The sequence below is a fragment of the Christiangramia aestuarii genome, from assembly GCF_009735585.1.
Taxonomy (GTDB): domain Bacteria; phylum Bacteroidota; class Bacteroidia; order Flavobacteriales; family Flavobacteriaceae; genus Christiangramia; species Christiangramia aestuarii.
This window is the reverse complement of sequence record NZ_VJVW01000001.1, coordinates 1-25,812: the sequence shown is the minus strand read 5'-3', so window position 1 is coordinate 25,812 and position 25,812 is coordinate 1. Positions and strand designations below refer to the sequence as shown.

Below are 25,812 nucleotides of genomic sequence, written 5' to 3'. Positions count from 1 at the left end.
TATTATTTATTGCCAGCAGCCTAAAGATCCGGTCCAGCGCCGGAAGGAATTTTATTTAATAACCCAGAAATATCATCTCTATGAATCTTCCGGAAAACAGGGTAAAAAGGGTAGAGTTAGCGCATTTAAAAAGAAACAAGTACCTGGCTGAGAATGCCATCCTAAGGTATCTCGTTTTCGCCGCTTTATATATTTCAGAAGGTATTCCTATTGGCATCACCTTTTTTGCGATCCCGGCCTGGCTGGCTATGAACAATATTCCCGCTGTCGAAATTGCTACCTATACCGCCGTGATCATTATCCCCTGGACCTTTAAACTTGTGGTGGCTCCCATAATGGACAGGTATACCTTACTTTCCATGGGCAGGAAAAGACCCTGGATCCTAATGGGGCAGATTGGGCTTTTTATAAGTGTCTTTTCAATGGGCTTTACGAATGATCCGCTGAACAACCTGCAGATCCTGACAGTATTCGGATTTATCATTAGTTTTTTTGGCGTTATGCAGGATATAGCCATAGATGGAATGGCCGTAGAAATTATCCCCAAGGAGCAACAGGCCAGGGCTAACGGCATCATGTGGGGTTCACGTATTATCGGTCAGTCACTGGCCCTGGTGATTGGCACTGCCCTCATCAATACGGTAGGTTTTACCAACGCAGTAACTTCGCTATCATTCCTGGTCATTCTGTTATTACTGGTTCCTCTTTACTTCAGGGAACATCGCGGTGAAAAGATGCTTCCCTGGACCAAAGGAAAGGCTTCAAGCGTAACTAAGAGCACCCACGTGGCCAACTGGAAGGAGCTTATCGGAAACCTGAAAAAATGCACGCTTCTTTCCGCCAGCTTATTGCTATGCCTGGGTATCTTTTTATTCGGAACCATAGCCGGAATGGTAGATGTATTATTACCCATCTTTACCGTTCAGCAATTGGAATGGACCAATACCGCCTATTCCCAGGTGTACTCAGCTTCTACCATTACCGCCGGTTTCATCGGGATCTTTATAGGTGGATTTGTGATAGACCTGCTGGGGACTAAAAGGATGATCTTATATCTTTTGACCGCCCTTTTCATTAGCTTTATCGTTTTCATTTTATTATCTGGTTCCTGGCAGAACAATACAGTGGTTTTTGGCTTTGTGATAATTTATTACCTGCTGTATACCCTGGCCACTATTGCTACCCTTGCTTTGGGAATGAAACTCTGCTGGCAGAAGGTTTCTGCCTCTCAATTCACTATTTATATGACCCTTAATAACTTGGGGGTTTCTTTTGGAGCCTGGCTGCTCGGGAAACTGACCTTGAATTATGACTGGCCTGTAATCATTACCTGTATCGCCATATTTCCCCTATTATCGTTTTTCATTTTTAGAAGTATTAAACTGGAAGAACACTTAGGTCAAATTGCCGGTTTATCCAGGAAGAAGGCGCTAAGGGAAGAAACTGTGCTTGATTAGATTTTTTAATTTAATATCAATTAAATATTACCTGAGTTGTTCTTCGGAATTCTTTCTTTTAATTGGTCTGCATAGTAGGCCATTATTTTTCTCCCGGTAAGAAAGGTATTATCGATATGTTACCATGGAAAATACCGGTTTAGATCACCTCCCATATTTGTAATACCGAACCAAATATTTAAAGAAATTTTGAATTTTTTGCACGTATCTTCGTGCTTTAACAAAAACTGAAAAAAATGAGTAAAGCAAAATTAACCGTATTGAGTAACGGATCTTTAAAAGTGGAAGGCGATTTTGAGATCGTGGATAAAAATGGGAATAATTACGATTTAGGCGGAAGAGAACTGGTTTCTTTATGCCGTTGCGGACTTTCTAGTAACAAACCCTTTTGTGACGGATCTCACCGAAACCATTTTGAACATCAGGCTGAAGCATTCGACCTTCCTCCTAAGAAGTAAGCTCTATACCTTTTAAGCTCAACTATACCTAATTCTCTTTTTCATAAATACTTTAAGATTTTATCCGTATTTTAAAGGACTAAAATTATAACCATGGCAGAATTCACGATAACTATCAACGGAAAAAAGCAGACCCTAGATGTAGATCCAACTACTCCTTTGCTTTGGGTTTTAAGAGACCATCTCAAAATGGTTGGAACAAAATATGGCTGCGGAATTGCCCAATGTGGTGCCTGTACAGTGCATTTTAATGGTTCTGCCGTGAGATCATGCCAGTTGCCCATTTCATCGGCTGCCGGTAACGAAATAACGACTATCGAAGGACTTTCTGAAAACGGGGATCATCCCGTGCAAAAGGCCTGGCTGGAACATGATGTTCCCCAGTGCGGTTATTGCCAGGCAGGACAGATCATGTCGGCTTCAGCTTTGCTGAAAAAGAATCCGAGTCCTAGCGATGAAGAAATTGAAAATGCCATGAACGGAAATATTTGCCGCTGCGGAACCTATACCAGAATTAAGGCTGCTATCAAATCAGCTTCAGATTCCCAAATAGCCTAATCTTAGTTGAATTTAAATCGAGAAAAATGAGTAAAGTAAAAACAGGAATAGGCAGAAGATCTTTTATAAAAAGCGTTGGAGTTGCCAGTGGTGGATTGATCATCGGTTTCAACTGGCTGGCCTGTAAAAGAGCTACAGAAGAAGGTGGAGAAGAAATGGCCATGCAAATGCCAGATGAGTGGTTCGAGCTTAACGGTTATCTGAAGATAGGCGATAATGGAATTGTAACGATCTATTCTCCAAATCCTGAAATTGGTCAGAACGTAAAGACCTCCATGCCCATGATCGTGGCCGAAGAGCTTGACGTGGACTGGAATAATGTCATCGTAGAACAGGCGCCATTAAATACTGATATTTTCACCAGGCAGCTTGCCGGTGGTAGTCAGTCCATCCGTCAGGGATGGGAATCTTTGAGAACCGCTGGAGCGACAGCCAGACAAATGCTTCTTACTGCTGCAGCGAAACAATGGGAAGTTCCGGTTTCAGAACTAACTGTTGAAGAAGGAGTGATAAAACATAAAGGAAGCGATAAGACCATGGGATATGGCGAGATCGCGAAAGCCGCCGCCCAGGTTGAAGTTCCGGAAGAAGTGGAATTAAAGGATAATGACAATTTCAAAATAATAGGTACTTCCCGAAAGAATGTAGACGCGAAGAAAATTGTGACCGGTCAGCCACTTTATGGTCTGGATACTTATAAAGACGGAATGCTCATCGCGATGCTGGTACAACCACCTGCATTCGGGATGGAATTCAAATCAATGGATGCCGAAAAGGTAAAAGAAATGCCCGGTATCGTTGACGTTTTTACCATAGACACCTATCCGGAAGATATGGAAAAAGAATGGAGCGATGTAGCAGCTTTTTCAAAACTGGTTGTTGTGGTAGGTGAATCTACCTGGCAGGTAATGCAGGCTAAGAAAGAATTAAAGGTAGAATGGGACCTGAATCCAAAATTGACCGAACAGATACAGATTCTGGAAAAATCTGCTGGAATGGCCGGAGCTACCGGACTTGAAAGCAGTGATATTCATAATACGCTGATGGCTGAGGTCGGGGAGAAAAAATCTGAAGTGGTAAGAAAGGATGGTGAACCAGAAAAAGCATTTAAAAATGCCGCCCGCGTGATCGAGCGTTCTTATACCTGCCCATTCCTTGCGCATAACTGTATGGAACCTATGAACTTTTTCGCCGATGTAACCGGTGACAAGGCCTTATTGTTAGGACCTATTCAAACTCCTGAATATGCTGAAAAGAGTGTAAATAAACGCCTTGGCTTCGATCTCGAAGATATCGATATACAGATGACGAGAATGGGAGGCGGTTTTGGCCGTAGACTTTATGGTCACTTCCTGGTGGAAGCTGCCGTGATCTCTCAGAAAATGGGAAAACCGATCAAACTGGTTTATTCCCGTGAAGATGATATGACCAACGGGGTATATCGCCCGGCGTACCATGTGAAATATCGTGCGGCGCTGGATGTGAACAATAAACTAACTGCTTTTCATGTAAATGCCGGAGGAATTCCGGAAAGTCCACTTTTCGCCAATCGTTTTCCTGCAGGAGCTATCGACAATTATCTTGCAGAAAGCTGGAGTCTTGAATCAAATATTTCAACGGGAGCTTTCAGAGCTCCACGTTCTAATTTTATTGCGGGGGCAGAGCAGTCATTTTTAGATGAACTGGCAGAGGAAATGGGGCAGGATCCAATTCAGTTTAGACTGGATATGCTAAAACGCGCAGAATCAGATCCTGTTGGAGAAGAGAATGATTACGATGCTAAAAGATACGCTGGTGTTCTTCAGGTCGCCAGGGATAGGTCTGGTTGGAACAATGGCAGTTCTAGTCAGAGTCGCGGAGTTTCGGCTTATTACTGCCATAATTCTTACGTGGCGCAGATCCTTGACCTGACTCTAGAAAAAAATGAACCTTTGATAGATAAGGTCACCTGTGTGGTAGATTGCGGAATCGTGGTGAATCCGGATGCCGCTAAAAATATGGTGGAAGGTGGAACGGTTGATGGAATTGGTCATGCGCTATATAGCGAAATGACTTTTAAAGATGGAGCACCGCAAAAAAGTAATTTTGACACTTATAATTTAATACGTCATAAGCAGGCGCCGAAAAAGATCGATGTGCATTTTATAGATAATGGTATAGATCCTACCGGATTGGGAGAGCCACCATTTCCACCCGTTCAGGGAGCTTTGGCTAATGCTCTTTATAAAGCGACCGGAAAGAGGTTTTATAAACAACCTTTTATCAATGAATTGAAAAATGCGGGTAGTGATTTGAAAACCTAACAGATCCTTTCAATTATGAAAAAGATCAAAGTTAAATGCTGGGTTGAAGATGAGGGAGAGAAATTTTATGGACCTGGACCTAATGAACTTTTGAAAAGGATTCAGGAAGAAGGCTCTCTTTCCAGGGCGGCTACAAAGATGGGAATGTCTTATAAAAAAGCCTGGGAATTGGTGCAGAGGTTGAATCAGCATGCTGAGGAACCTTTGGTCATTCTGAAAAAAGGAGGTCAGCACGGTGGAGGAGCAGAAGTCACTCCACAGGGTTTCGAAATAATGCGAGAGTTCGAGAATTTACAGAGAAAGATCGATGAAGTGGTAGACCAGCAAACCGATCTTATCAAAGTTTTAAAATAAAAATCTAAGGCTTTGGAAATTCCTGAGCCTTAAAATTTAAATTGCGATATATACGTATATACATAACGCTTAAATGGCAGTAAAAAAGAAAATATACCTGGATTATAATGCAACCACACCAGCTGATCAACGGGTGGTTGAAGCGATGTTGCCTTATTTTACCGAGAAATTCGGGAATGCCAGTAGTGATCATGTTTTTGGGTGGGATAGCAATGAAGCTGTAGAATATTCCAGGGAACAGATCGCCAGGTTGGTTAACTGTAAACCAACTGGCATCACTTTTACTTCCGGTGCCACCGAAGCGGCGAATCTGGCGCTTTTCGGATTTTGTAAAGCGAATCAATCAAAAGGTAAGCACATTATCTCCTGTAGAACAGAGCATAAAGCCATTCTAGATACTTTAAAAGTTCTGGAAAATGATGGTTTTGAAGTCACTTATCTGCATGTGGATTCAGAGGGAAACATTGATCTGCAAGAATTAGAAAATTCTATTACTTCAGAAACGATTCTTGTATGCCTCATGCTGGCAAATAATGAAACAGGCCTAATTCATCCCATGCATGACATTGAAAAAATTGTTCATTCAAAAGGGGCGAAGTTAATGAGTGATATCACCCAGGCTGTGGGTAAAATACCTGTTGACCTCAAAGCTCTGGATCTTGATATAGCGATCTTCTCTTCTCATAAGATCTACGGACCAAAAGGCGTTGGCGCATTATATATCAATAAGAAAAATGAGATCGAAATTGAACCTCAGGTTTTTGGAGGCGGACAGGAAAAAGGGATGCGCCCGGGAACTTTGAATGTTCCGGGTATCGTAGGATTTGGAAAGGCTGCCGAAATTGCTTTTTCTGAAATGGAAGAAGAGTCGACAAGGATCTCTAAACTTAGAGATAAACTAGAAGGACTTTTAAAGGAATCAGGTTCTTGTAATATCAATTCCAGGACTTCTGATCGGTTACCAAATACGAGCAATATCTCCTTTGAGAATATTGACGGTAACCAACTTATCAGAAAATTGAATAGCCTGGCGGTTTCACGTGGGTCGGCCTGTACAGCTAATACTATTGAACCTTCCCATGTTTTAAAAGCAATGGGCCTAAGCGATGAACAGGCATTATCTTCTTTACGGATCAGTTTAGGAATAAATACAAGTCTTTCAGAGATCGAATTCGCAGCCGAGGAAATTAATAAGACTGTGAACCAGTTAAAAAGAGCAATGGTATGAGAGAACTGGATGCCATTATAAATCAATATGAACTTCTGAAAAATGAAGGGACGCAAAGCGTTCTTGCTACCGTGGTTCATGTGGAGGGATCATCCTATCGTAGAGCCGGTGCACGAATGCTGGTTGATGAATTCGGGAATATCACAGGAGCTATAAGTGGCGGATGCCTGGAAGGAGATGCGCTGCGAAAGGCACTGCACGCTATGTACCAGCAGAAAAACAAACTCATCACTTATGATACCAGTGATGAAGATGACGCGATAATTGGAGCGCAATTAGGATGTAACGGAATTATTCAGGTGCTGTTTGAGTCTTTAAATTATCAGGACCAAATGAATCCATGCGAATTGCTGAAAAAGGTGATTGCTCAAAAAGATCCTTTGGCAATTGTCGTTCAGTTCAATCTGGATAAAATCAAAGAGCAGTATGGAACTTCCATGATAATTGATGAAAAATCAACTTTTTGGGGTAAGAAACCGGAACAAGAATTACTGGAACAAATTCTGGAACAATCTCAATTGGTTTTAAAGGAAAACCAATCGGTTTTCGCGGAGCTATCATTACATAAAGAGACTAGTCATATTTTTATTCAGATTTATCAGCCTCCGGTAAAACTTATTATTGTAGGAGCCGGGAATGATGCCCAGATCCTTGCGCAACAAGCCGATCTGCTAGGCTGGGATGTGATCGTGACCGATGGCAGGCCCACTCACGCTAATAAAGAACGATTTACCAGTTCCTGCCAGGTGATCGTTTCAAAACCCGGGGAAACACTGGAAAATATAGAAATAGATCAGCGAAGTTGTTTTGTGCTGATGAGTCATAATTATAATTACGATCTCGCAGTTTTAAAACTATTGCTTGATGAACAGAAGATACCTTACATCGGGCTCCTTGGTCCATTAAAGAAATATCAGAGAATGCTGGATGATCTCAAGGAGGGAGGATTTGAATTAAAAGATGAGATTCTGAAAAAGATCCATGCTCCGGTAGGACTGGAAATTGGAGCGGAAACACCGGCAGAGATCGGACTTTCGATCTTATCTGAAATCCAATCGGTGCTAACAGGAAAAACTGCCAGACCTCTAAAAGAGAAGTCTACACCAATTCATGAAAAGAAAGATAACCAATTTAAAAAAGTTAACGTCAAGCTGAACTAGTTTCAGCTTCTCATTTTTATTGATAGTTAAGTATATGAGATCCTGAAATAAATTCAGGATGACATGATTCTAAAAAGTTTGATCAGAAATAATAAAATAGGAGTTGTGATTCTTGCTGCCGGTTCTTCGAGTCGGCTGGGGTATCCTAAGCAATTGGTGGAGTTCGAAGGGAAACCAATGCTGCAGCATATTATAGATGTGGCAGGTTCTTTTGAGTTTGAAACTGAGGTGCTGGTCCTTGGTGCCGGTGCAGAAGAGATAAAAGAAAAGATCGAACCGGGAAAGTTTGAAATCCTTTTAAATGAAAACTGGCAGGAGGGAATGGCTTCAAGTATCAGGACAGGTCTGGAGAGGTCTCTGGAAAAGGAAAAAGATCTGGAACATTTACTTATTCTGCTCTCCGATCAACCGTTTGTGAGTGAGGAACGAATTGAAGCCTTGATAAAGGAACAATTAGATGGGAACAGTGAGGCTACTTTTTCAGAATATGACGGAGATGTTGGTGTTCCTGCGATTTTTTCAAGTTCTGTATTTCCCTATTTGAAAGAACTGAAAGGAGATCACGGAGCAAAAAAACTGGTCTATGATAAGAAAATCCAATTCCGGACGGTAAAATTTGAAAAAGGGAATTTTGATGTGGATACTAAAGACGATGTGGAATTATTAAAGAAGTTAGAGAAGGAATGAAAGTAACTGTAAAATATTTTGGAATGATCGCTGAATCTGCGGGTAGAACCGATGAGGTTCTGGATGTTGTTTCAGGAACATCGGCTATCGAGCTGAAAGATCAGCAGGTTCAGAAATACCAGATTCAGGATCCCGAATCTGTACAACTGGCGGTGAACCAGAATTTAGATAACAAAGTAGAATTAAATGAAGGCGATGAGGTGGCATTTTTGCCTCCATTCGCAGGAGGATAATGAGATACGACCGACAAATAAAATTAGATGAGGTTGGAGTTTCTGGTCAGGAAAAACTCCGCAATGCCAGTGTACTTATTGTTGGCGTTGGCGGACTGGGTTGTCCTGCCGCGCAATATCTCGTTGGCGCAGGAATTGGCAGGCTCGGGCTTATAGATCACGACCGTGTATCACTTTCAAATCTTCATCGACAGTTATTGTTTACTGAGGAGGATCTGGGAAAATCAAAAGCTGTGGTTTCAAAATCAAGACTTCAGCAGATCAATTCAGAAGTAGAAATTGATGTTTTTGAAGAACCTTTGAGTTTAGATAATGCGGAAAACCTATTTCAACTTTATGATATCATCCTTGATGGTACCGATAATTTTGAAACAAAATATTTGATCAATGATGCTTGTATTCTAACTGAAAAACCTTGGGTCTATGCTTCGATCTATAAAAATGAAGGGCAGCTTTCGGTATTTAATTTTCAGGACGGACCTTCTTACCGATGCCTTTTTCCGAAGACTACCAGGCAGAATATAAGTTGTGAAGCAACCGGAGTGCTTGGGGTTACCCCGGGGATCCTGGGAACCATGCAGGCCGCTGAAGTTTTAAAAATGATTTTTGGTGCCGGAAATGTACTTTCGGGGAAATTGAAACTGATAAATATTCTATCTGGACAGGATCAACTTTTAACTATTTCAAAGCGAGTAGAGGAGATCGAAAAGATCAAAAATGAAGGTATTATTCCTGTGAGGGTAGAATGCAAAATTTCTGACGAGACAAAACTCTACCTCGATATCCGGGAAATATTCGAACAACCAAGGGTCAATTCTGGGAAAGTTCTTCAAATACCGCTTAGTGAGCTGGAAGACCGTTTAGAAGAAATTCCGAAGCAGGAAGAGGTTCTGGTTTTTTGCCAGTCGGGAAAAAGAAGTAAAAAAGTAGTGGATTTATTAAAAGCACAATTCGAATTCAATAATCTTATAAATGTTGAAGGAGGAGTTGAAACAATAATTGATGGTTAAAATGAAATCCTGAACCAATTTCTGGGGGACATTAAGAAAGCACTACGTCATGCTGAACTCGTTTCAGCATCTAATAGAAGTTAATATAATCATCAGACCCTGAAATAAATTCAGGGTGACGATAAATGAGTATGAGGTTAAATAGAATTTAATGGATAAGAAAAAACCGATAAAAGTATTTGTTCAGGGCGCCATTCCGCCGGAAAAGATCGCTAACTCAATTGCGAATCACCAGTCCAAAACCAATATTGGAGCACATAGTATTTTTCTGGGCCAGATCCGCGCAGATGAAATTGATGGGAAAACAGTGAGCGCCATAAATTATTCAGCCTATGAAGAAATGGCTGAAAATGTTTTTCATGAGATCAGGGAAGCGGCATTTTCGAAATTCGACATTACCTGCGCGCATATTTATCATAGCCTGGGTGAGGTGAAAACCGGGGAAATTTGTCTTTTTGTTTTCACTTCTTCGGCGCACAGAAAGGTTGCTATAGAGGCCTGTAACTATTTTGTTGAAGAAATTAAGGCCAATGTGCCCATTTTCGGAAAAGAAATTTTCGAAGATGAAACTCATCAATGGAAAGTGAATAAATAGATGGTTGATATAACGCATAAGATAACTACGCTTCGGGAAGCTACCGCCATTGCGGTGGTACGGACTTCCAGCGAAGAGACAATTCAAGCGATCAGGGAAAATAATGTTCCGAAAGGGAATGTATTTGAAATGGCTAAAGCCGCAGGATTACTGGGAGTGAAGAAAACACCTGAGTTGCTTCCGGACTGTCATCCGCTGCCTATCGAGTATACCGGAATTGATTACGAAATTAACGGACTCGAGATACAGATCTCGGTAACAGTTAAGACGATCTACAAGACCGGAGTTGAGGTGGAGGCAATGCACGGTGCCAGTATTGTAGCGCTTACGATGTATGATATGCTGAAACCTATCGATAAGAATGTGGAGATAGGGACCATCCGGCTTCAGAATAAAAAAGGTGGGAAATCATCTTTTAAAGTCAATTCTGAAGGTCTTAATGCGCAAATTGTGGTTTGTTCAGATACTATTTCAAAAGGTCAGGGAGAAGATAAAGCCGGAAAGGCGATCGCTTCAAAACTGAAAGAACAGGGAATTGAATCTGAAATCATCATTATTCCCGATGAAGCCGAAGAAATAAGATCGGCTTTGAAAAATGCGGGAACAGATATGGTCATTTTCACCGGAGGGACGGGAGTTGGCCCTCGTGATGTAACTCCGGAAACTATAGAACCCTTGCTGGATCTAAAATTGAAAGGCGTGGAGGAGCAAATGAGAAATTATGGTCAGCAGCGGATGCCATATGCGATGTTATCAAGGTCTGTAGCCGGGATAATGAACGGAAAAGTGGTACTGGCATTGCCAGGATCAACCAAAGGAGCTGCAGAATGCATGGATGCTATATTTCCGCATGTATTGCACGTTTTTAAAGTGATAGAAGGAAAGAGACATGATTGAAGAAAAGAAGAAAATAGTAGATAATTTTGGACGGCCGCATACCTATCTCAGGATCTCCCTGACCGACAGGTGTAATCTTCGTTGCTTTTACTGCATGCCGGAAGAAGGGATCGAACTCATGGAGAAATCCAATATCATGACTCTGGAAGAGATCATTGATCTGGCGAGGACTTTCCGTGATCTGGGGGTGGATACGATCCGTCTCACCGGCGGGGAGCCTTTGGTACGGAAGAATTTCGGATACCTGGTAGAGGAACTCGCAAAACTGGGAGTCACTTTAAAAATCACCACTAATGGGATCATGCTGGATAAATACCTGGATCTTTTTCAGAAGATTGGCTTAAAAAAGATCAATCTGAGTTTGGATACACTGGATAAAGCAAAGTCGGTATTTATAACCAAGCGTGATTATTTTGACCGGATCTGGAAGAATATTCAGCAGGCTTTAGAGATGGATATGGAAGTCAAAATGAATATTGTGCTTATTAAAGGTGTCAATGACAATGAGATCAATGATTTTATAGAGCTTACCAAAAATAAAAAGCTGACAGTCAAATTTATCGAGTTCATGCCTTTTAAGGGCAATAAGTGGGACTGGAGCAAGGGTGTTTCGGAACAGGAAATTCTTAATATAGTTTCTGAAAAATTTGGAAAAATTGAGGAATTAAAAAACCCGAAACATAGTACATCTAATAATTTTAAGGTGGAAGGGCATATGGGAAGTTTTTCCATCGTGAGTACTATTACCAATCCGTTCTGTTCTGAGTGCAATAGAATTCGGGTTACGGCCGACGGGAAATTGAAGAACTGCCTTTTTGCCAATTCTGAAACCGACCTACTTACTCCGCTTAGAAATGGTGAGGAGATGGACAATATTATCATCAACGCGATCAAAACCAAGAAATATTCCCGGGATGGAATGGATGTGAAAATGGATCCCGAGCATTACGAAAAGAACAGGTCAATGATATCAATAGGAGGCTAATGGTAACAATCGAAGAAGCTTTAAAGATCATTCAGGATCAATCTGTAAATCTGAAAACTGAAAACCGGCATCTTGAGGATTGTCTCGGATTTTCCCTTTCCGAAAATATTACTGCTCCATTTGATATGCCTTCATTCGACAATTCCGCGATGGATGGTTATGCTCTCTGTGGGATTTATAAAGTATATAAAATTGTAGGGGAAGTTGCTGCCGGCGATATGAGTGAGATAGCATTGAAAGAAGGGGAGGCCGTTCGCATCTTTACCGGGGCTAAAACTCCTGAAAAAACTACCGCAGTGATAATGCAGGAAAAGGTCTCTGTTCATGGAGATAAACTAATTCTTGAGACAGAACCAAAAGAAGGGCAGTGTATTCGCAGAAAAGGAGAAGAATTGAAAGAAGGTCAGCTTGTTTTTGAAAAAGGCTACAGTATTAGTCCTGCCGGGATAGGTTTGATCGGCAGCCTGGGAATTGAAAAAGTTGAGGTCTTTAAAAAGCCGGTCATAAATTTAATTACTACCGGGAATGAATTGATTCAGCCCGGAAAGCCAAAAGGAGAAGGTCAGATATATGAATCCAATAGCTATGCCCTTGCTGCTGCCTGTGAGAATTTCGGTTTTCACTGTCAGGATAAGAAACAGATCGAAGATGATTTTGAAGCTATAAAATCAGGAATCAAAGAATCCCTTGAAACAGTAGATGTACTGATCCTTTCGGGTGGAATTTCCGTTGGGGATTATGATTTTGTAAAACAGGCGCTGGAAGAAAATGGAGTAGAGGAACAATTCTACAAAGTTTTTCAGAAACCGGGAAAACCGCTGTATTTTGGAAAGAAAGAAGATAAGTTTGTATTTGCCTTACCGGGAAACCCTGCATCTTCGCTTAGTTGTTTTTATGTTTATGTGCTGCCTTTTCTTTTTCAGTTAGGTGGCTCAGATAAAAAGGGTCTAGGTAGATATTCCTTTCCAATTTCGCATGATTTTGAGAACAGAGGAGACCGGCCTTCATTTTTAAAGGCGAAGATCAATGATTCTCATGTGGAAATTTTGAACGGGCAGGGTTCTTCGATGATACAATCGATGGCACTAGAGAATGCCCTTGCATATATTGATGCTGAAACTTCGGTGAAAAAAGGGGATCTTATTGAATGTCTTCTAATTTCATAATATGCCCTTAGAATACCTCCCAATCGTCTTTTTCCTGATTGCTTTATTCTACAGTTCTGTTGGTTTCGGAGGTGGGTCCAGTTACCTGGCAATTCTTAGCCTTGTGATAGCCGATTTCTACGAAATACGCTCCACAGCCCTTATCCTGAATATTTGTGTGGTTACGATAGGCACCATCATTTATATTAAAAATGGAGTTCTAAAACCAAAACTGATCTGGCCATTTTTTGTTCTAAGTATTCCTATGGCGTATTTGGGAGCACAGATTAAGCTTTCACAAACCATATTTTTCCTCATCCTGGGAAGTGCCCTGGTTTTAGCCGGTATTTTTATGAGCTTAAGATTTGTAAAAGGTAAACTTGAATCTCAGGAATTCTCTAAACCTAAAAAATTACTTCTTGGAGGTAGTATAGGTTTGCTCTCCGGTATATCGGGAATTGGCGGAGGTATTTTCCTGTCTCCGGTATTAATTCTTCTGAAATGGAAGGATCCCAGGATCATCGCTTCGCTGGCTTCGGTTTTTATTCTGGTGAATTCTGTAGCAGGACTCATAGGCCTGAATGTCGCCGGAACTTTTCGACTGGATCTTGATCTTGTAATAAAACTTATTATCGCAGTAGTACTAGGCGGAAGCCTGGGCTCATATCTTTCCAATAAGAAGTTCAACCTGAAATTTCTGGGAATCCTTACCGCCATTCTTGTTTTTTATGTAGGCATAAGACTTATACTTTTAAACGGATTCGGAATCAGGATATAACTTCCAACATCTTAAAAGTCCTAATTGTTTGAAGATCAATAAGATTTTTAACGCGGTCTCTCCAAATATTCTTTCTGATTAACATAATACTAACGCTTTACAAGATTTTAATCTTTAATTTTAGGAGCCTACTTACTTCCCTAATACGTTTTTTATGAAAGATATTGATAAATGGAAAAAGAACGCTGATCTAGAGAATCTCAGCGATGACGAAAAAATGATCCTTGACGAAATGGGGTTGAGTGGGAGTTCCCGGAGAAAATTCTTAAAACAGGTTTCTGCAGCCAGTTTAAGTATCTGGGCTTCTTCATATTTTACTTCAGAATTATTTGCCAGCAATATGAAAGATCTTCCAGATAATCCACAAGTACTACTTAACGAAGTTAAAGTGAATCTTAGGGTAAATGAAATGGTAAAACCATTGACCTTAGACTCCAGAATGAGTCTGCTTGATGCCTTAAGAGAAAGACTGGCTCTTACCGGAACCAAAAAGGGATGTGATCATGGTCAATGTGGTGCATGTACGGTGATAATTGACGGAAAGCGGAATCTTTCCTGTTTAACTTTAGCGGCAACCTGCGAAGGCAAGGAGATCACTACCGTTGAAGGTCTTGTTAAGCATGGAGAGATGCACCCTATGCAAAAAGCCTTTTTAAAACATGACGGATTCCAGTGCGGTTACTGTACGCCGGGACAGATCTGTTCTTCCGTAGCCTTATTAGAAGAAGCTAAAAATGGAGAAGCCAGTTATGTGACGGAAGATCTCAAAAAAATAGAGGAAAATTTAAACCTTTCCGAGGAAGAGATCAGGGAAAGAATGTCAGGTAATATATGCCGTTGCGGTGCCTATAATAATATTGTTCAGGCCTTTAAAGAAGTTCATTCCGGAGATGATGAGATGCCAACCTGGGAGTTCGCTACCCAGGAACAAATGGAAAAAGCTAAAAAAGCCTAGACCTTAGAATTAACTTTAATTGAACTGAACATGAGACCATTCACCTATACAAGTGCAACAAATAAGGAACAGGCGCTAAAGGCTACCACTAAAACTTCACATTATCTCGCCGGAGGAACTAACCTGGTAGACCTAATGAAAGAAGATGTAGAGCGGCCAGACCAGTTAATAGACGTAAACAAGCTTGGCTATAAAAAGATCACCAAAAACGATAAGGGTGGATTAAGCCTGGGAGCCATGCTTAGTAATTCTGAAACTGCGAATCATCCAGACATTAGAAAGCAATATCCACTGCTTAGTATGGCGATGCTTTCTGCAGCTACTGCCCAGATAAGGAATATGGCTAGTAACGGCGGAAATTTATTACAGCGCACGCGCTGTCCATATTTTTTCGAGACCTCCATGCCTTGTAATAAAAGGCAACCCGGCTCCGGATGTGGCGCTTTGAACGGAATGAATTCCCTGCACGCTATTTTTGGTTATAGTGATAGTTGTATTGCTACCAACCCTTCAGATATGTGTGTAGCTCTGGCTGCACTGGGTGCTACGGTAGAAGTCGAGCAACCCGGAGGTTCATCCAGAATGATAGAATTTACAGATTTTCACCGTTTGCCGGGAGATAAGCCCGAGAAGGACACTAATCTGGAAGAAGGTGAATTGATCATGGCTATTCACCTTAGCGAACCCGTATTTGCAGATCACTATTACTATTTTAAGATCCGGGAGCGATCCAGTTATGCTTTTGCTTTGATTTCGGTTGCGGCCGGACTTCAGGTAAAAAGCGGAACTATCACTAAGGCAGGTTTGGCCATGGGCGGTGTTGCTCATAAGCCATGGAAACTTTATGATTCTGAAGAATTTCTGAAAGGTAAAAAACCTAACCAGTCCAACTTTGAGCAGGCGGCAGAGATCGCAATGAAAGACGCCAAACCATTTGAAGCTAATAAATGGAAAGTAGATATGGGTAAAAAAGCAATTGTAAGAGCACTTACCCAAGCATTCGAAAGAGAAGTATAGTCCAACCTCAAAATCAAAAAATCATTATGAATACAGTAAAAGAATCGGGAGTTGGGCAAGCCATAGATAGAGTAGAAGGCCATCTTAAAGTTACAGGAAAGGCTAAATATGCTTCTGAATTTCCAGTAGAGAATAAAGTTTATGCACAGGGTATCAACAGTACGATCGCTAAAGGAGAGATCGTTTCTATAGATACTTCTCAAGCCGAAAAACAGGACGGAGTTCTAAAAGTTATCACCTATAAGAATGCTGAAAAACTTAAGACCTTCGATAAAGAAATGACCGCTATTGGAACAGATAGCATTGCACCGGTATTACAGAGCAATAAAGTAAATTATTACGGTGAATATGTGGGACTGGTGGTTGCCGAAACTTTTGAACAGGCACAATATGCGGCACGTTTAGTAAAATTTGAATATAAAAAAGATCCTTCGGCCGTGATTAAATTTGAGGAGTCGAGATCTAAAGCCTATACCCCAAATAATGGATCTAATTATTCCCGCGGGGATATGCAGAAAGGCCTTTCCGAAGCAGATATGGTGGTAGAGCAAACTTATAATACCCCTATTGAGCATCATCATCCTATGGAATTGCATGCGATCATCGCCTCCTGGGAAAATGGAAAGGTAATGGCCTACGCGAGCCAGCAGATGGTGGATGATGCCACGATCGCTATTTCTTCTACCTTTCAAATTCCGAAAAAGGATGTCCGGGTAGTTTCAGCATTTGTTGGTGGAGGCTTCGGCTCAAAACTGAATCTTGAGCGGCATGCGATCATGGCGGTTATGGCTGCTAAAATAGTAGGCAGACCGGTACAGGTTACGGTTACCAGGACGCAGATGTTTACGAATACGGGTATGCGTCAGCAAAATGAGCAAAAGATGCGGATTGGAGCTAAAAATGACGGTACGCTAACTGCGCTTTCTCATGAAACTCTCTCCCATACCTCTACAAACATGGAATACCAGGAGCCCTGCGGAATGGTTTCAAAAATGCTTTATAATGTGCCCAATAACGAGGTAACCTATAAGCTGATTCCCATGAATATTCAAACGCCTTTCGCGATGAGAGCACCGGGCGAAGCCACGGGAAGTTTTGCTTTGGAATCGGCAATGGATGAAATGGCCTGGAAACTGAAGATGGACCCGATAGATTTCCGGATAAAAAATGATACGCAGACAGACCTTCATGAAAACCGACCTTTTTCATCGAGACTTCTTGTGGAATGTTTAAGGATAGGAGCAGATAAATTTGGCTGGAAAGATCGAAAGATGGAGCCCGGAACTAACAGAAAGGGCAACTGGCTTATTGGTTATGGCGTGAGCGCTGCTTCCAGAAATTCACCATATCAAAAAACATATTCCAAAGTAATTCTAGACCTGGAAGATGATGGGAAAGTACATGCTACCATACAAATGGATGGGACAGATATCGGTACCGGTAGTTATACTATTATTGCTCAAACCGCATCAGAATATTTAAATATACCGGTTGAACAGGTAAGTGTTGAGCTAGGAGATTCCAACTTCCCGGTAACTCCTGGTTCCGGTGGATCCTGGGGAGCTGCTTCTTATTGTAATGGAGCCCGTGCAGCTTGTGAAAATGCCGTAAAAGGCTTGAAAGATAATAGAAACATTCCCCAGGATGAAGACGTGGCTTTGGCTGAACTTCTGAAAAGAAACCAGATTAAAACTTTTGAAGCTGAGGGAATGGCAGAGCCATCCAAAGAATTTGAGGAATATTCGGTCTTTTCTTTCGGCGCTAACTTTTGTGAAGTTTGGGTAGATAAGGATACAGGAATGTACAGGATCAAAAGGATGGTGAACGTAGGTTCAGCAGGAAAAATTCTGAATCCTAAAACAGCTTATGGGCAGATCATTGGTGGTCTTACCATGGGTGCAGGAATGGTGATTGCTGAAAAAACACAGGTGGAGCCTAATTTCGGGAATTTTATTACCCGTTCTTTTGCAGATTATCATGTTCCGGTAAACCTAGATATGGCTAATATAGATGTGGTATTTCTACCTGAGGAAGATAAGATTGCGAACAAAATGGGTATCAAAGGGATTGGCGAATTAGGTATTACCAGTGTGGCAGCTTCTATTGCTAACGCGATATTCAACGCAACAGGAAAAAGAATGCGTGACCTGCCTATAACTCCGGAGAAATTAATTGAAGCCGAGGTAGAGGAAGGAGTAAGTTTATCATAAAACCAATAATTGGTTGGTCAGGTAGAAAGTTCCGGATTGATATTGTATTAATAATATACTTCAGGAATTCTGAATTAGCCGAAGGATTACCAGAATTATTCCTACCAGGAAGATCGAAGTGAAAATAAGCTTATTGTATTTCGCCAGCCAGTTGGGAAGGAAGATATCGAAATTGTCTTTTAGAGAGTCCGAATATTTTCTGGCAATCAGTGTTAAAGGACAAAACTTATTGAAGATCCATAATACGATACCTTCACCTATGACCATTCCTATACCGATCCAGGTAAGGGTAGTAATTTGGTTGAATACTCCAGAATATAAGATATAGAAGATAACCAGGACAAAGAACATCCAGATGATAGTATGGATCAGTTTTATCACTAGAAGTTTACCTTGATTGTTCATTTCTTTTACGTTACCTCTTTTCAATTCAAAAGATATTTTTTCAATAACTTATTCCCGGTGTTTTATGTAAATAACTGTTGTCATTTATCTGTTTCAGCATGAAGTCGGCTACATCTGTGCGGGAGATGACCCTGGTTAAAATGTAATGCCCTATATCTTCTCCATGTTTATATTTACCTGTTCTTTTTCCGCCAATAAAATGTCCGGGTCGAACAATGGTCCAATCCAGGCCGCTCTTTTTGATGATCTTTTCCTGTTTTGCTTTATCTGAAAAATAGAAATAGAGAATGAAGGGAATCACGAACAGAGTATAATAAAGTCCCAGTTTATATCTGCTTTCATTGATGCCTAAAGAGGTGATACAGATAAACCTTTTAATGTGCTGCCTTTTCATCTCGGCGATGACATTTTTGGTTCCTTCAGAGAGTATACTGGTTTTTATAATGAATTTTTTGTGTCCTAAAGCAGACAATACCGCATCCTGTCCTTTAAAAGCATTTCCAAAAGTTTCTGGTATCAGTACGTCTCCTTTTTCAATATTAAGCCTGGGATGATCAATTTTCAATTTTTCGGGCCTGCGTACCAGGGCAGTAACAAAATAGTCTTTTTCCAAAGCCTGTTTTATCAGTTCTCTGCCGGTCTTACCCGTACCACCGATGATCAGGATATTTTCCATTTCAGAATTTTTAAAAGAAGAGGCTGAATTCGAGATGAGAATGCAAGGACTTAAATAAATTTACGGCAAAACTTTAGATCATAAGCTTATCTATATTAAATGCCCAGGAAATGACCCCTAATCATTTATCCTTATTAGGTTGTTAAATGCAGTTTAATAGCGAGAAAATAATTAAAAATGCCGCAATTAAAGCGGCATTTAATATAGCGAGAGATTCATGATCTTTTGCCTGGCTTATTTTTTAATTCATTCAATACATAACCACAACATTATTGAAATTACTATCTGAACTAATTTTCAGGTTTTTTTTCTTACCATTATTCATGATCCTGATGCGGTAAGTTTTTTCGGTTGCCCTCTCAGCATCGAAATTCACGTTATAGACTACTTTTAAGAACTGGCTCTGTGGGAATTCATTCAAAACAGATTTAACCAGGTTTTTTGGAAGATTGATATTCCTGTAGCGTTCAGTAGTTTTTACAATTTTTCCATTCCAGTCGTAATCTGCCAAAAGATATCCATTGGTGGCAATGAACTTAACGCTGTAAAGCTCTTTACGGCCATCAAATTCATCTAAACTCTTTACATCAAAAGCAGCGGCTTCCCTTTCCAGGGACCGCACATCATCTGAGATCCCCGGTTCTTCTACTTTTTCAAGATAGTTGAGGTTATAACCAGAAATTTCAACGGCTTCTAATTGTACTTCTTCATTCACATTATTGGTGTCTTGTGAGAACCCAAGGCTGGTAAGACCTAAAACGAACATACCAATTACTAGCTTTTTCATGACTTATGTATTTATTAGGTTGATGATTATTGATAGGTTAAAGATGCTACAAAGGGGGAAGCACTACTTAACAGCTATGTTGTTATTGATATAAAGTTTTATTTAAAGGCTTGTGTACATAATTTAAAGACTTTCAATTATGTTGAATTTTAGGCAAATAGAGTGGAGTTTAGTTCAATTAAAGTATAAAGCTTTATACTAGTTTTTAAGATCAAATTTTCTTTCGAGATTATATTGACAATCTGGAAAACCAATCTTTTCACATAAAACTCTGTACCTGGGGTCCTCCTGAAGCATCAGCAAATTTGGATCGGTTTTTAACCAAATTAGGTCCACCTCGTGATTCTTATATGCTCTCTCCAGCCAGTAAAAGGCTTTATCGCTATTTCCCAGACGCGCATAGTAATGTGCTACAAAGACGTTAATTTCAGGCTCCCCATGATTGGCCCTTTCAATAACCTCGTTTAAATATTCTTGGGACTTTTCTTTATTATCAAGGTAATGATAGACAATAGCCAGGTGAATTACCATGGAGGCATAGCGTTTACCAGAGAGTTGTAATCCTGTTTCCAGTATATCTCTGGCCTTATGGTAATCTTTTAATGCCAGATATATATTACCAAAATGGTCGTAAATTGGTTCTGAGGTAGGAGATAGTAGAAATCCTTGCTGCATAATATTTAATGTGGAATCTATTTCTCCTTGGTGATAATAAGCATAAACCACTGGCCAATCTCTAATTAAAGGCCAGCGATTTTCTTTAAGTCTATTATTTTCGCTTTCAATTACCTCATCATATTGTCCTAGCATCAAATTCAGAAAATCTGAAAAGAAATTCTCACCTACCTTTTTTCGATACTCGGTCAATAAGGAATCGGCCGCCTCAAAATTCCATTTATAAAATTCCTGCTCAGCAAGCGTAACAATTAAACTTGTATTATCGGGTTCCAGTTCAATAGCTTTCTCAAGATATGGAGCTGCCAAACTATCTGCTTTTTGTTTACTCATATCGCCAAACCAGGTCCCCATAGTGGAATAGTTCCATGCCAGTTGTACATAAGCTTCAGCAAAAGTGGAGTCAAGTTGAATGGCCTTTTTAAAATATTTTCTTGAAGCTTCAAAACTCTTGGATGAATAGTCAGACATTATATAAACGCCCTGCAGGTAACTATTATATGCTTCCATATTTTGGGTCATTGCTCGTTGTATTTCTGCCTGTTCCTCTTTTGTAATATTGACATCCATTTTTTTGGCCACCATTTCGGCTACCTGGGCCTGTACCTTAAATATCGAATCATAAGTACCCGTATATTCCTGAGACCAGAATAGTTGGTCTGACTGGCCATCGATCAGTTGCAGATTCATTTTAATTGAATTTCCTGACTTCTGAAATCCCGATTCCAGTATATAACGAACTTCAAGTTCATCTGCGATCTCGGTTATGGTCTTTTCTTTGCCTTTATAATTCATCATCGAAGTAAGCGAAATAACCTTGTTAATGCTTCTGATTTTTGATAATCTCGAGATGATGGCAGCGGTCATGCCATCACAAAAGGCTTCATTCTCACGGCTGCCGGTCATGTTTTTAAAAGGCAGAACAGCAATGGAATTGTCGTTTTCATCCAAAGGCATTTCCATGGTATTTAAATCTTCATTTTTTGAGTCTATATATTTGTACCAACCCAGGCTCGCAAGTAAGAAAAAAATCAAGATGGCGATGAGATATATTTGGTGTTTGCTTTTTTTTGGGGAGGAAGTCGCAGGTGTTTTGGAAGAAGTTTGAATTACTTCACTACTTTCATCATGCTCAGGATTTCTGAATTTAACTTCTCCGGGAGGATATCCAAAATATTGATGAAAACAGGTATTAAAATAAGTAGGACTGCCAAATCCAACCTTATAGGCAATTTCAGAAGCTGTGGCCACATTATCCTGTAACATTTCCATTGCCTTTTTCAATCTGAACTCCCTGATAAACTGGCTGGTGGATTGCCCATTGATGGACTTTAGTTTTCTATGTAATTGGGAGCGGCTTACTCCCGCGGCAGCCGCCAACTCTCTTACCCCAAAATGTTCTTTTTCCAGATTGGCTTCAAGGATCTCGGTTAGTCTTTGAATAAACTTTTCATCTATGGATTGTTGGCCGCCCATCCTTGCATCTTGCTTAGAATATTATTTTTTCATTTTCTTCGAAATGGGACCTAACAAGTTACGGAATTTCAGGACAAATTGAGCATAAAGCAGGGGAGTTGATGACTCTAAAATTGCAGGAAAAAATGGTTTAGTGGGACGGGCCATTTATACTAAATACTTGAGCAAATAGGGGAAGAAGATATTCTGTATTATCCTTTGAAAATTATGCCTTGCCTTTTCCTATTGAGATTAGTCGTCATTATCAGGATAAAATGAATTAATCAATACAGTTCCATATAAAGTCTTAAATAGGCATGACCTTATCGGCTAAAGATGAGATAAATTCCTAAGATTAAATAATATTCGAGAGCACCATTATAACAAAGAAATGTTTTGATACTAGATTCTTACTTCATCCTCTAAATTCACTTATTTCAAATAAATGATCATCAGGATCCCGGAAAAAGCACCTGGTCTCCGCTCCACGGGTAAATGGTGGGGTAATAAAATCAGCACCTCTTTTCATTAATATTTGGTAGGACTTATTGCAGTCTTTTACTCGAATTGTGTAGGAATGGCTTACCCTATTCTTATTTTCCGGAGCTACAAATTGAGTTTCCGGTTTATCTTCTGTTGGTCCTCCTGGAGTAACAAGTAAAATCCAATTGCCTAAAAACTCAAGAACCAGGGAATCACCTCCATATTCCCGAAAAATTTTTGCTCCTAGAATATTGATGTAAAAATCTTTAGATTTTGCCAGATCTGAAACCACAAGAATTGTAGTAAGTGCTGATTCTTCAAAGGGGTTACTCTCATTTTTTTCCATGCTCAAGATTTAATGCCAAAAGGCCTCGATTATTTTAAGTATTAAAACATAGGGATGAAAGCCTGGTATTGATTTGTTATCTAGTTAATAATCTCCTTCTAAGGCTGCCGTATTTTGGTCATAGGTGTAGATGGCCACCAATTTTTAATTACAGGTCTTCTACAATTTGAATGTGATTCCCACAAGTGTCGTTGAAAATAGCAAACTTCACCGTATCCATTACAGTGGGTTTTACGCTAAACTCAACACCAAGCTTGCTAAGCCTGTCAAATTCGGCATCAACACTATCAACGTCAAATTGGGTATACGGAATACCTGCTTCAAATAAGGCATCTTGATATACTTTCGAAGGTTCAAAATGATTAGGTGCTGGTTCCAATAAAACTTCTGGTCCATCCTGCCATTCCGGTGAAACTAGTGTTAACCATCTGTTTCCACCACCTAATGGAGTATCTTTATTTATTACGAAGCCTAATTTTTCGGTATAAAATTTTGCAGCTTTCTCTTGGTCCCTCACCGGAATACTGATAAGGCTTACTTTCATCTTTGTTATTTTTAGTCAATTTACAAAGTTTAGAAATCTTGAGTAATTTTCTCTCAAGCGAAAAGGTTTAGTTATCAAGGAAACTTTTTGAAGAAATCACATTCAATACAGATTATTTCCCAATACAGAAATAAGTTTTCCCTTATTCATGGGGGTTGTGAGTATTTTAGGTACAAAAGGCCTCGGGAATTCACACGGAAATTAGCAAATCTAATTTTGAAAACTAAAATAATAAATTCACCACTAATCTCTCACCGAGCTTACGTTACAAAACATGAAAAGTTATCAAAATTCTAAATAATAGTATTTTGGTGTATTAAAGATTGAACATTGAGATATTCATTAAAATAGGTACAAGAGTTTAAACATTTATTTATTAACGAATGGCGTATGCTATTTCTTGATTATTACCTTTTCAGCTGTTTGTATACCTTGTGAAATCTTAACAATGTAAGTTGCCGCTTCAAACCTATCTCCAAAGGTGAAATCATCTGTAGGTTTACCACTTGTTTCATAAATCAGGCTTCCTGAATAACTGAATACCATTAAATATACTCGATTTTTTACATTTTCGGTTATTACTTTAACCGTAAAATAATTTTCGCTTGGATTTGGCGCTACCGAAAAGTCCAGACTTGTTTCCTGATCCAGCCTCATTGTTGAGGTTGAATTTAACTCGGTATTACCAGATTCGTCGGCCAGGCTAAATCCGCTATGGACCACAAGGTTACCTCCAGAAAGATCCATTTCTTCACTAGCGATACCGGTCCAGTTGCTGGAATACAACAATTCACCTGTGTTACCGTCGGTTAGCGTAAATGATATTGAGTCATCTGTGCCAGGCTCGCCTCTGTCGGTCATGTCAACCTTCAGTATCAGGTTTCCGCCAAGTGAAACTGGATTTAAAGGATCGGTAATATCTGTTAGATTGGATTTGGTGATAAATGTCGCCACCTGGGCATCAGGATCTGAAACATCTACTCCTAAGGACTGAACCGCATTACTTTTGATTTGGTACTTACGAACAGATCCGTCTGATTCCAGGCGTCTGAAGATCACGTTCATATGACCTTTGAGCTTGGTTCCTTTCTTGTTATATTTTACATTAAAACCAAAGTTTGTTTTCAAGCCCGGCGTAGACGCATACTCTCCTGCTGAAGCATCAGGTAGTATATGTCCACCTCCAGTAATAAAGTCACCAGTCGGTATATAAACGGTGACTACTGTTTCATCTTCCGCAAGATAATAACCATTATCAACTAATATCCTAACTGTAAAGGATTCAGAAGTATTATTACCGCTTATCTGGGCCAGCCAATCGTAGCTAACTCTTGCTGTCTTTGAGTCAGAAGGATCAATTAGATCGGTTACTGGTAGCCATCCCGAGTCGAAGGAGGTTTCATCAACACTAAATTTTATCTTAGCATTCCTGATATCTCCTTCAAAGGCATCGTATAAAGTATATGTTGAATTCGCTGTTATATCCTGGATATTAGCGCTCAATACTACCCATGCCTCGGTATCTCTTGCGGTTGGCGTTGCCTGTAAGGACTGACCAGTATAGGCTACCATTGCGTTTTCCTGGGTGATATCGAAGGCATCAGACTCAGTGCTTCCTAAATAACTTGCGTCTTCCAGGAAATCGGCTTCAACGGTATAGGTATTAGCCGGATCCTGGGTTAATTTCAGGTTGGCTGAAGCCAATCCGTTTGCATCGGTTACCGCAGTTGTAGATTGAGAGCCAATTGTAAATTTAATGATCTTACCTATAATTCCAATTCCGGATACATCATCTAATAAGGTGGCTGAAAGGCTTACATTATCAGAATATTGCTCCTGAGCGTCACCATTATAAGTAAGAGTGGTTGGTCTCTTTTTTATGGTTACAGAAGTTGTACAATCAGACGAATTGGTATTTACATCGATTGCAGTCCAGGTCATGGTATTCACACCTAATTCAAGCTGGACTCCATCCATACTGGTTCCGGCGGTATTAGTTATTCCGCCAGAGTAGGTGAGGGAGCCAATACCACAGGCATCGGTAGCGGTAGCGTCAAATTCAGTGCCTTGAACGGTGTAATAATTTTGATATGGATCAACATAGTGTTCCTGAACCGAAATACAGGCTATGTCTGGAGCTACATCATCATGGACGGTAACATTCGCCGTTGCGGAATCACTATTGCCATTGACATCGGTAACGGTCAGAGTCACCACGACCGGGTTACTGGCAATATCATTACAACCAAAAGAGTCAATATCCAATGAGTAACTGGTAATTCCACAATTGTCGGAAGAATTATTGTCGATCTCCGCCGGAGTAATAGTGGCCTGTCCATTAGCATCGAGGTACACATCGATATCCTGGGTTAATACGGTAGGAGGTACTTTATCATAGACGGTAACATTGG

At 40.2% G+C, this 25,812-nt stretch carries 25 protein-coding genes; 18 read left to right on the top strand and 7 right to left on the bottom strand.

Annotated features, from left to right (window positions below; all coding sequences use genetic code 11):
• Nucleotides 1-80: 80 nt before the first annotated feature.
• The 18 genes from FLP08_RS00120 (at nucleotide 81) to FLP08_RS00035 (ending at nucleotide 18,030) form a co-directional block, all read left to right on the top strand.
• Nucleotides 81-1,457: an MFS transporter gene (locus FLP08_RS00120; protein WP_156272802.1), complete on the top strand. Its 1,377-nt coding sequence runs from the start codon at nucleotides 81-83 to the stop codon at nucleotides 1,455-1,457.
• A gap of 236 nt (nucleotides 1,458-1,693) precedes the next feature.
• The gene (locus FLP08_RS00115; protein WP_156272800.1) at nucleotides 1,694-1,915 is read left to right on the top strand and encodes a CDGSH iron-sulfur domain-containing protein; all 222 of its coding nucleotides are present in this window, start codon (nucleotides 1,694-1,696) and stop codon (nucleotides 1,913-1,915) included.
• Nucleotides 1,916-2,008: 93 nt separating this feature from the next.
• Nucleotides 2,009-2,473 carry a (2Fe-2S)-binding protein gene (locus FLP08_RS00110; RefSeq protein ID WP_156272798.1) on the top strand — a complete coding sequence of 155 codons (465 nt, stop codon included), beginning with the start codon at nucleotides 2,009-2,011 and terminating at the stop codon, nucleotides 2,471-2,473.
• 26 nt (nucleotides 2,474-2,499) lie between these two features.
• Complete coding sequence (locus FLP08_RS00105; RefSeq protein ID WP_156272796.1) at nucleotides 2,500-4,776, top strand: xanthine dehydrogenase family protein molybdopterin-binding subunit; 2,277 nt, start codon at nucleotides 2,500-2,502, stop codon at nucleotides 4,774-4,776.
• 15 nt (nucleotides 4,777-4,791) lie between these two features.
• Complete coding sequence (locus FLP08_RS00100) at nucleotides 4,792-5,130, top strand: winged helix-turn-helix domain-containing protein (RefSeq protein ID WP_156272794.1); 339 nt, start codon at nucleotides 4,792-4,794, stop codon at nucleotides 5,128-5,130.
• A gap of 73 nt (nucleotides 5,131-5,203) precedes the next feature.
• A complete protein-coding gene (locus tag FLP08_RS00095; RefSeq protein ID WP_156272792.1) occupies nucleotides 5,204-6,358 on the top strand; it encodes a cysteine desulfurase family protein in 1,155 nt (384 codons plus the stop codon).
• Complete coding sequence (locus FLP08_RS00090) at nucleotides 6,355-7,518, top strand: XdhC family protein (RefSeq protein WP_156272790.1); 1,164 nt, start codon at nucleotides 6,355-6,357, stop codon at nucleotides 7,516-7,518. Before FLP08_RS00095 ends, FLP08_RS00090 begins: the two co-directional genes overlap by 4 nt.
• A gap of 63 nt (nucleotides 7,519-7,581) precedes the next feature.
• Nucleotides 7,582-8,205 (top strand): nucleotidyltransferase family protein, encoded by a 624-nt coding sequence (locus tag FLP08_RS00085; protein WP_238388418.1) that lies wholly within the window; start codon nucleotides 7,582-7,584, stop codon nucleotides 8,203-8,205.
• Nucleotides 8,202-8,438: a MoaD/ThiS family protein gene (locus FLP08_RS00080; protein WP_156272784.1), complete on the top strand. Its 237-nt coding sequence runs from the start codon at nucleotides 8,202-8,204 to the stop codon at nucleotides 8,436-8,438. Before FLP08_RS00085 ends, FLP08_RS00080 begins: the two co-directional genes overlap by 4 nt.
• The gene (locus FLP08_RS00075; protein WP_156272782.1) at nucleotides 8,438-9,448 is read left to right on the top strand and encodes a HesA/MoeB/ThiF family protein; all 1,011 of its coding nucleotides are present in this window, start codon (nucleotides 8,438-8,440) and stop codon (nucleotides 9,446-9,448) included. Before FLP08_RS00080 ends, FLP08_RS00075 begins: the two co-directional genes overlap by 1 nt.
• A gap of 151 nt (nucleotides 9,449-9,599) precedes the next feature.
• Nucleotides 9,600-10,043, top strand: coding sequence for a molybdenum cofactor biosynthesis protein MoaE (locus tag FLP08_RS00070; RefSeq protein ID WP_156272780.1), 444 nt, complete (start codon nucleotides 9,600-9,602; stop codon nucleotides 10,041-10,043).
• Nucleotides 10,044-10,940, top strand: coding sequence for a bifunctional molybdenum cofactor biosynthesis protein MoaC/MoaB (gene moaCB / locus FLP08_RS00065; RefSeq protein ID WP_156272778.1), 897 nt, complete (start codon nucleotides 10,044-10,046; stop codon nucleotides 10,938-10,940).
• Nucleotides 10,933-11,925, top strand: coding sequence for a GTP 3',8-cyclase MoaA (gene moaA / locus FLP08_RS00060; RefSeq protein ID WP_156272776.1), 993 nt, complete (start codon nucleotides 10,933-10,935; stop codon nucleotides 11,923-11,925). The genes moaCB and moaA overlap by 8 nt, the downstream gene beginning before the upstream one ends.
• Nucleotides 11,925-13,091, top strand: coding sequence for a molybdopterin molybdotransferase MoeA (locus FLP08_RS00055; RefSeq protein WP_156272774.1), 1,167 nt, complete (start codon nucleotides 11,925-11,927; stop codon nucleotides 13,089-13,091). Before moaA ends, FLP08_RS00055 begins: the two co-directional genes overlap by 1 nt.
• 1 nt (nucleotide 13,092) lies before the next feature.
• Entirely contained in the window at nucleotides 13,093-13,848 is a 756-nt protein-coding gene (locus FLP08_RS00050) for a sulfite exporter TauE/SafE family protein (RefSeq protein WP_156272772.1), read from the top strand.
• A 154-nt stretch (nucleotides 13,849-14,002) separates the two neighbouring features.
• Nucleotides 14,003-14,803 carry a 2Fe-2S iron-sulfur cluster-binding protein gene (locus FLP08_RS00045; protein WP_156272770.1) on the top strand — a complete coding sequence of 267 codons (801 nt, stop codon included), beginning with the start codon at nucleotides 14,003-14,005 and terminating at the stop codon, nucleotides 14,801-14,803.
• A 30-nt stretch (nucleotides 14,804-14,833) separates the two neighbouring features.
• Complete coding sequence (locus tag FLP08_RS00040; protein WP_156272768.1) at nucleotides 14,834-15,820, top strand: FAD binding domain-containing protein; 987 nt, start codon at nucleotides 14,834-14,836, stop codon at nucleotides 15,818-15,820.
• A gap of 26 nt (nucleotides 15,821-15,846) precedes the next feature.
• Entirely contained in the window at nucleotides 15,847-18,030 is a 2,184-nt protein-coding gene (locus FLP08_RS00035) for a xanthine dehydrogenase family protein molybdopterin-binding subunit (RefSeq protein ID WP_156272766.1), read from the top strand.
• Nucleotides 18,031-18,090: 60 nt separating this feature from the next.
• On the opposite strand, the gene FLP08_RS00030 is transcribed toward FLP08_RS00035, so the two are convergent.
• The 7 genes from FLP08_RS00030 to FLP08_RS16320 form a co-directional block, all read right to left on the bottom strand.
• The gene (locus FLP08_RS00030; RefSeq protein WP_238388417.1) at nucleotides 18,091-18,459 is read right to left on the bottom strand and encodes a hypothetical protein; all 369 of its coding nucleotides are present in this window, start codon (nucleotides 18,457-18,459) and stop codon (nucleotides 18,091-18,093) included.
• 16 nt (nucleotides 18,460-18,475) lie between these two features.
• A complete protein-coding gene (locus FLP08_RS00025) occupies nucleotides 18,476-19,111 on the bottom strand; it encodes an NAD(P)-dependent oxidoreductase (protein WP_156272764.1) in 636 nt (211 codons plus the stop codon).
• Nucleotides 19,112-19,361: 250 nt separating this feature from the next.
• Nucleotides 19,362-19,898, bottom strand: a complete 537-nt coding sequence (locus tag FLP08_RS00020) for a hypothetical protein (protein WP_156272762.1) — start codon at nucleotides 19,896-19,898, stop codon at nucleotides 19,362-19,364.
• A 198-nt stretch (nucleotides 19,899-20,096) separates the two neighbouring features.
• The gene (locus FLP08_RS00015; RefSeq protein ID WP_156272760.1) at nucleotides 20,097-22,049 is read right to left on the bottom strand and encodes a helix-turn-helix domain-containing protein; all 1,953 of its coding nucleotides are present in this window, start codon (nucleotides 22,047-22,049) and stop codon (nucleotides 20,097-20,099) included.
• A gap of 394 nt (nucleotides 22,050-22,443) precedes the next feature.
• Entirely contained in the window at nucleotides 22,444-22,857 is a 414-nt protein-coding gene (locus FLP08_RS00010) for a VOC family protein (protein ID WP_156272758.1), read from the bottom strand.
• Nucleotides 22,858-23,005: 148 nt separating this feature from the next.
• Nucleotides 23,006-23,401 (bottom strand): VOC family protein, encoded by a 396-nt coding sequence (locus FLP08_RS00005; RefSeq protein ID WP_156272756.1) that lies wholly within the window; start codon nucleotides 23,399-23,401, stop codon nucleotides 23,006-23,008.
• Nucleotides 23,402-23,794: 393 nt separating this feature from the next.
• On the bottom strand, nucleotides 23,795-25,812 hold a 2,018-nt coding region (locus tag FLP08_RS16320), incomplete at its 5' end, for a T9SS type A sorting domain-containing protein (protein ID WP_162430857.1).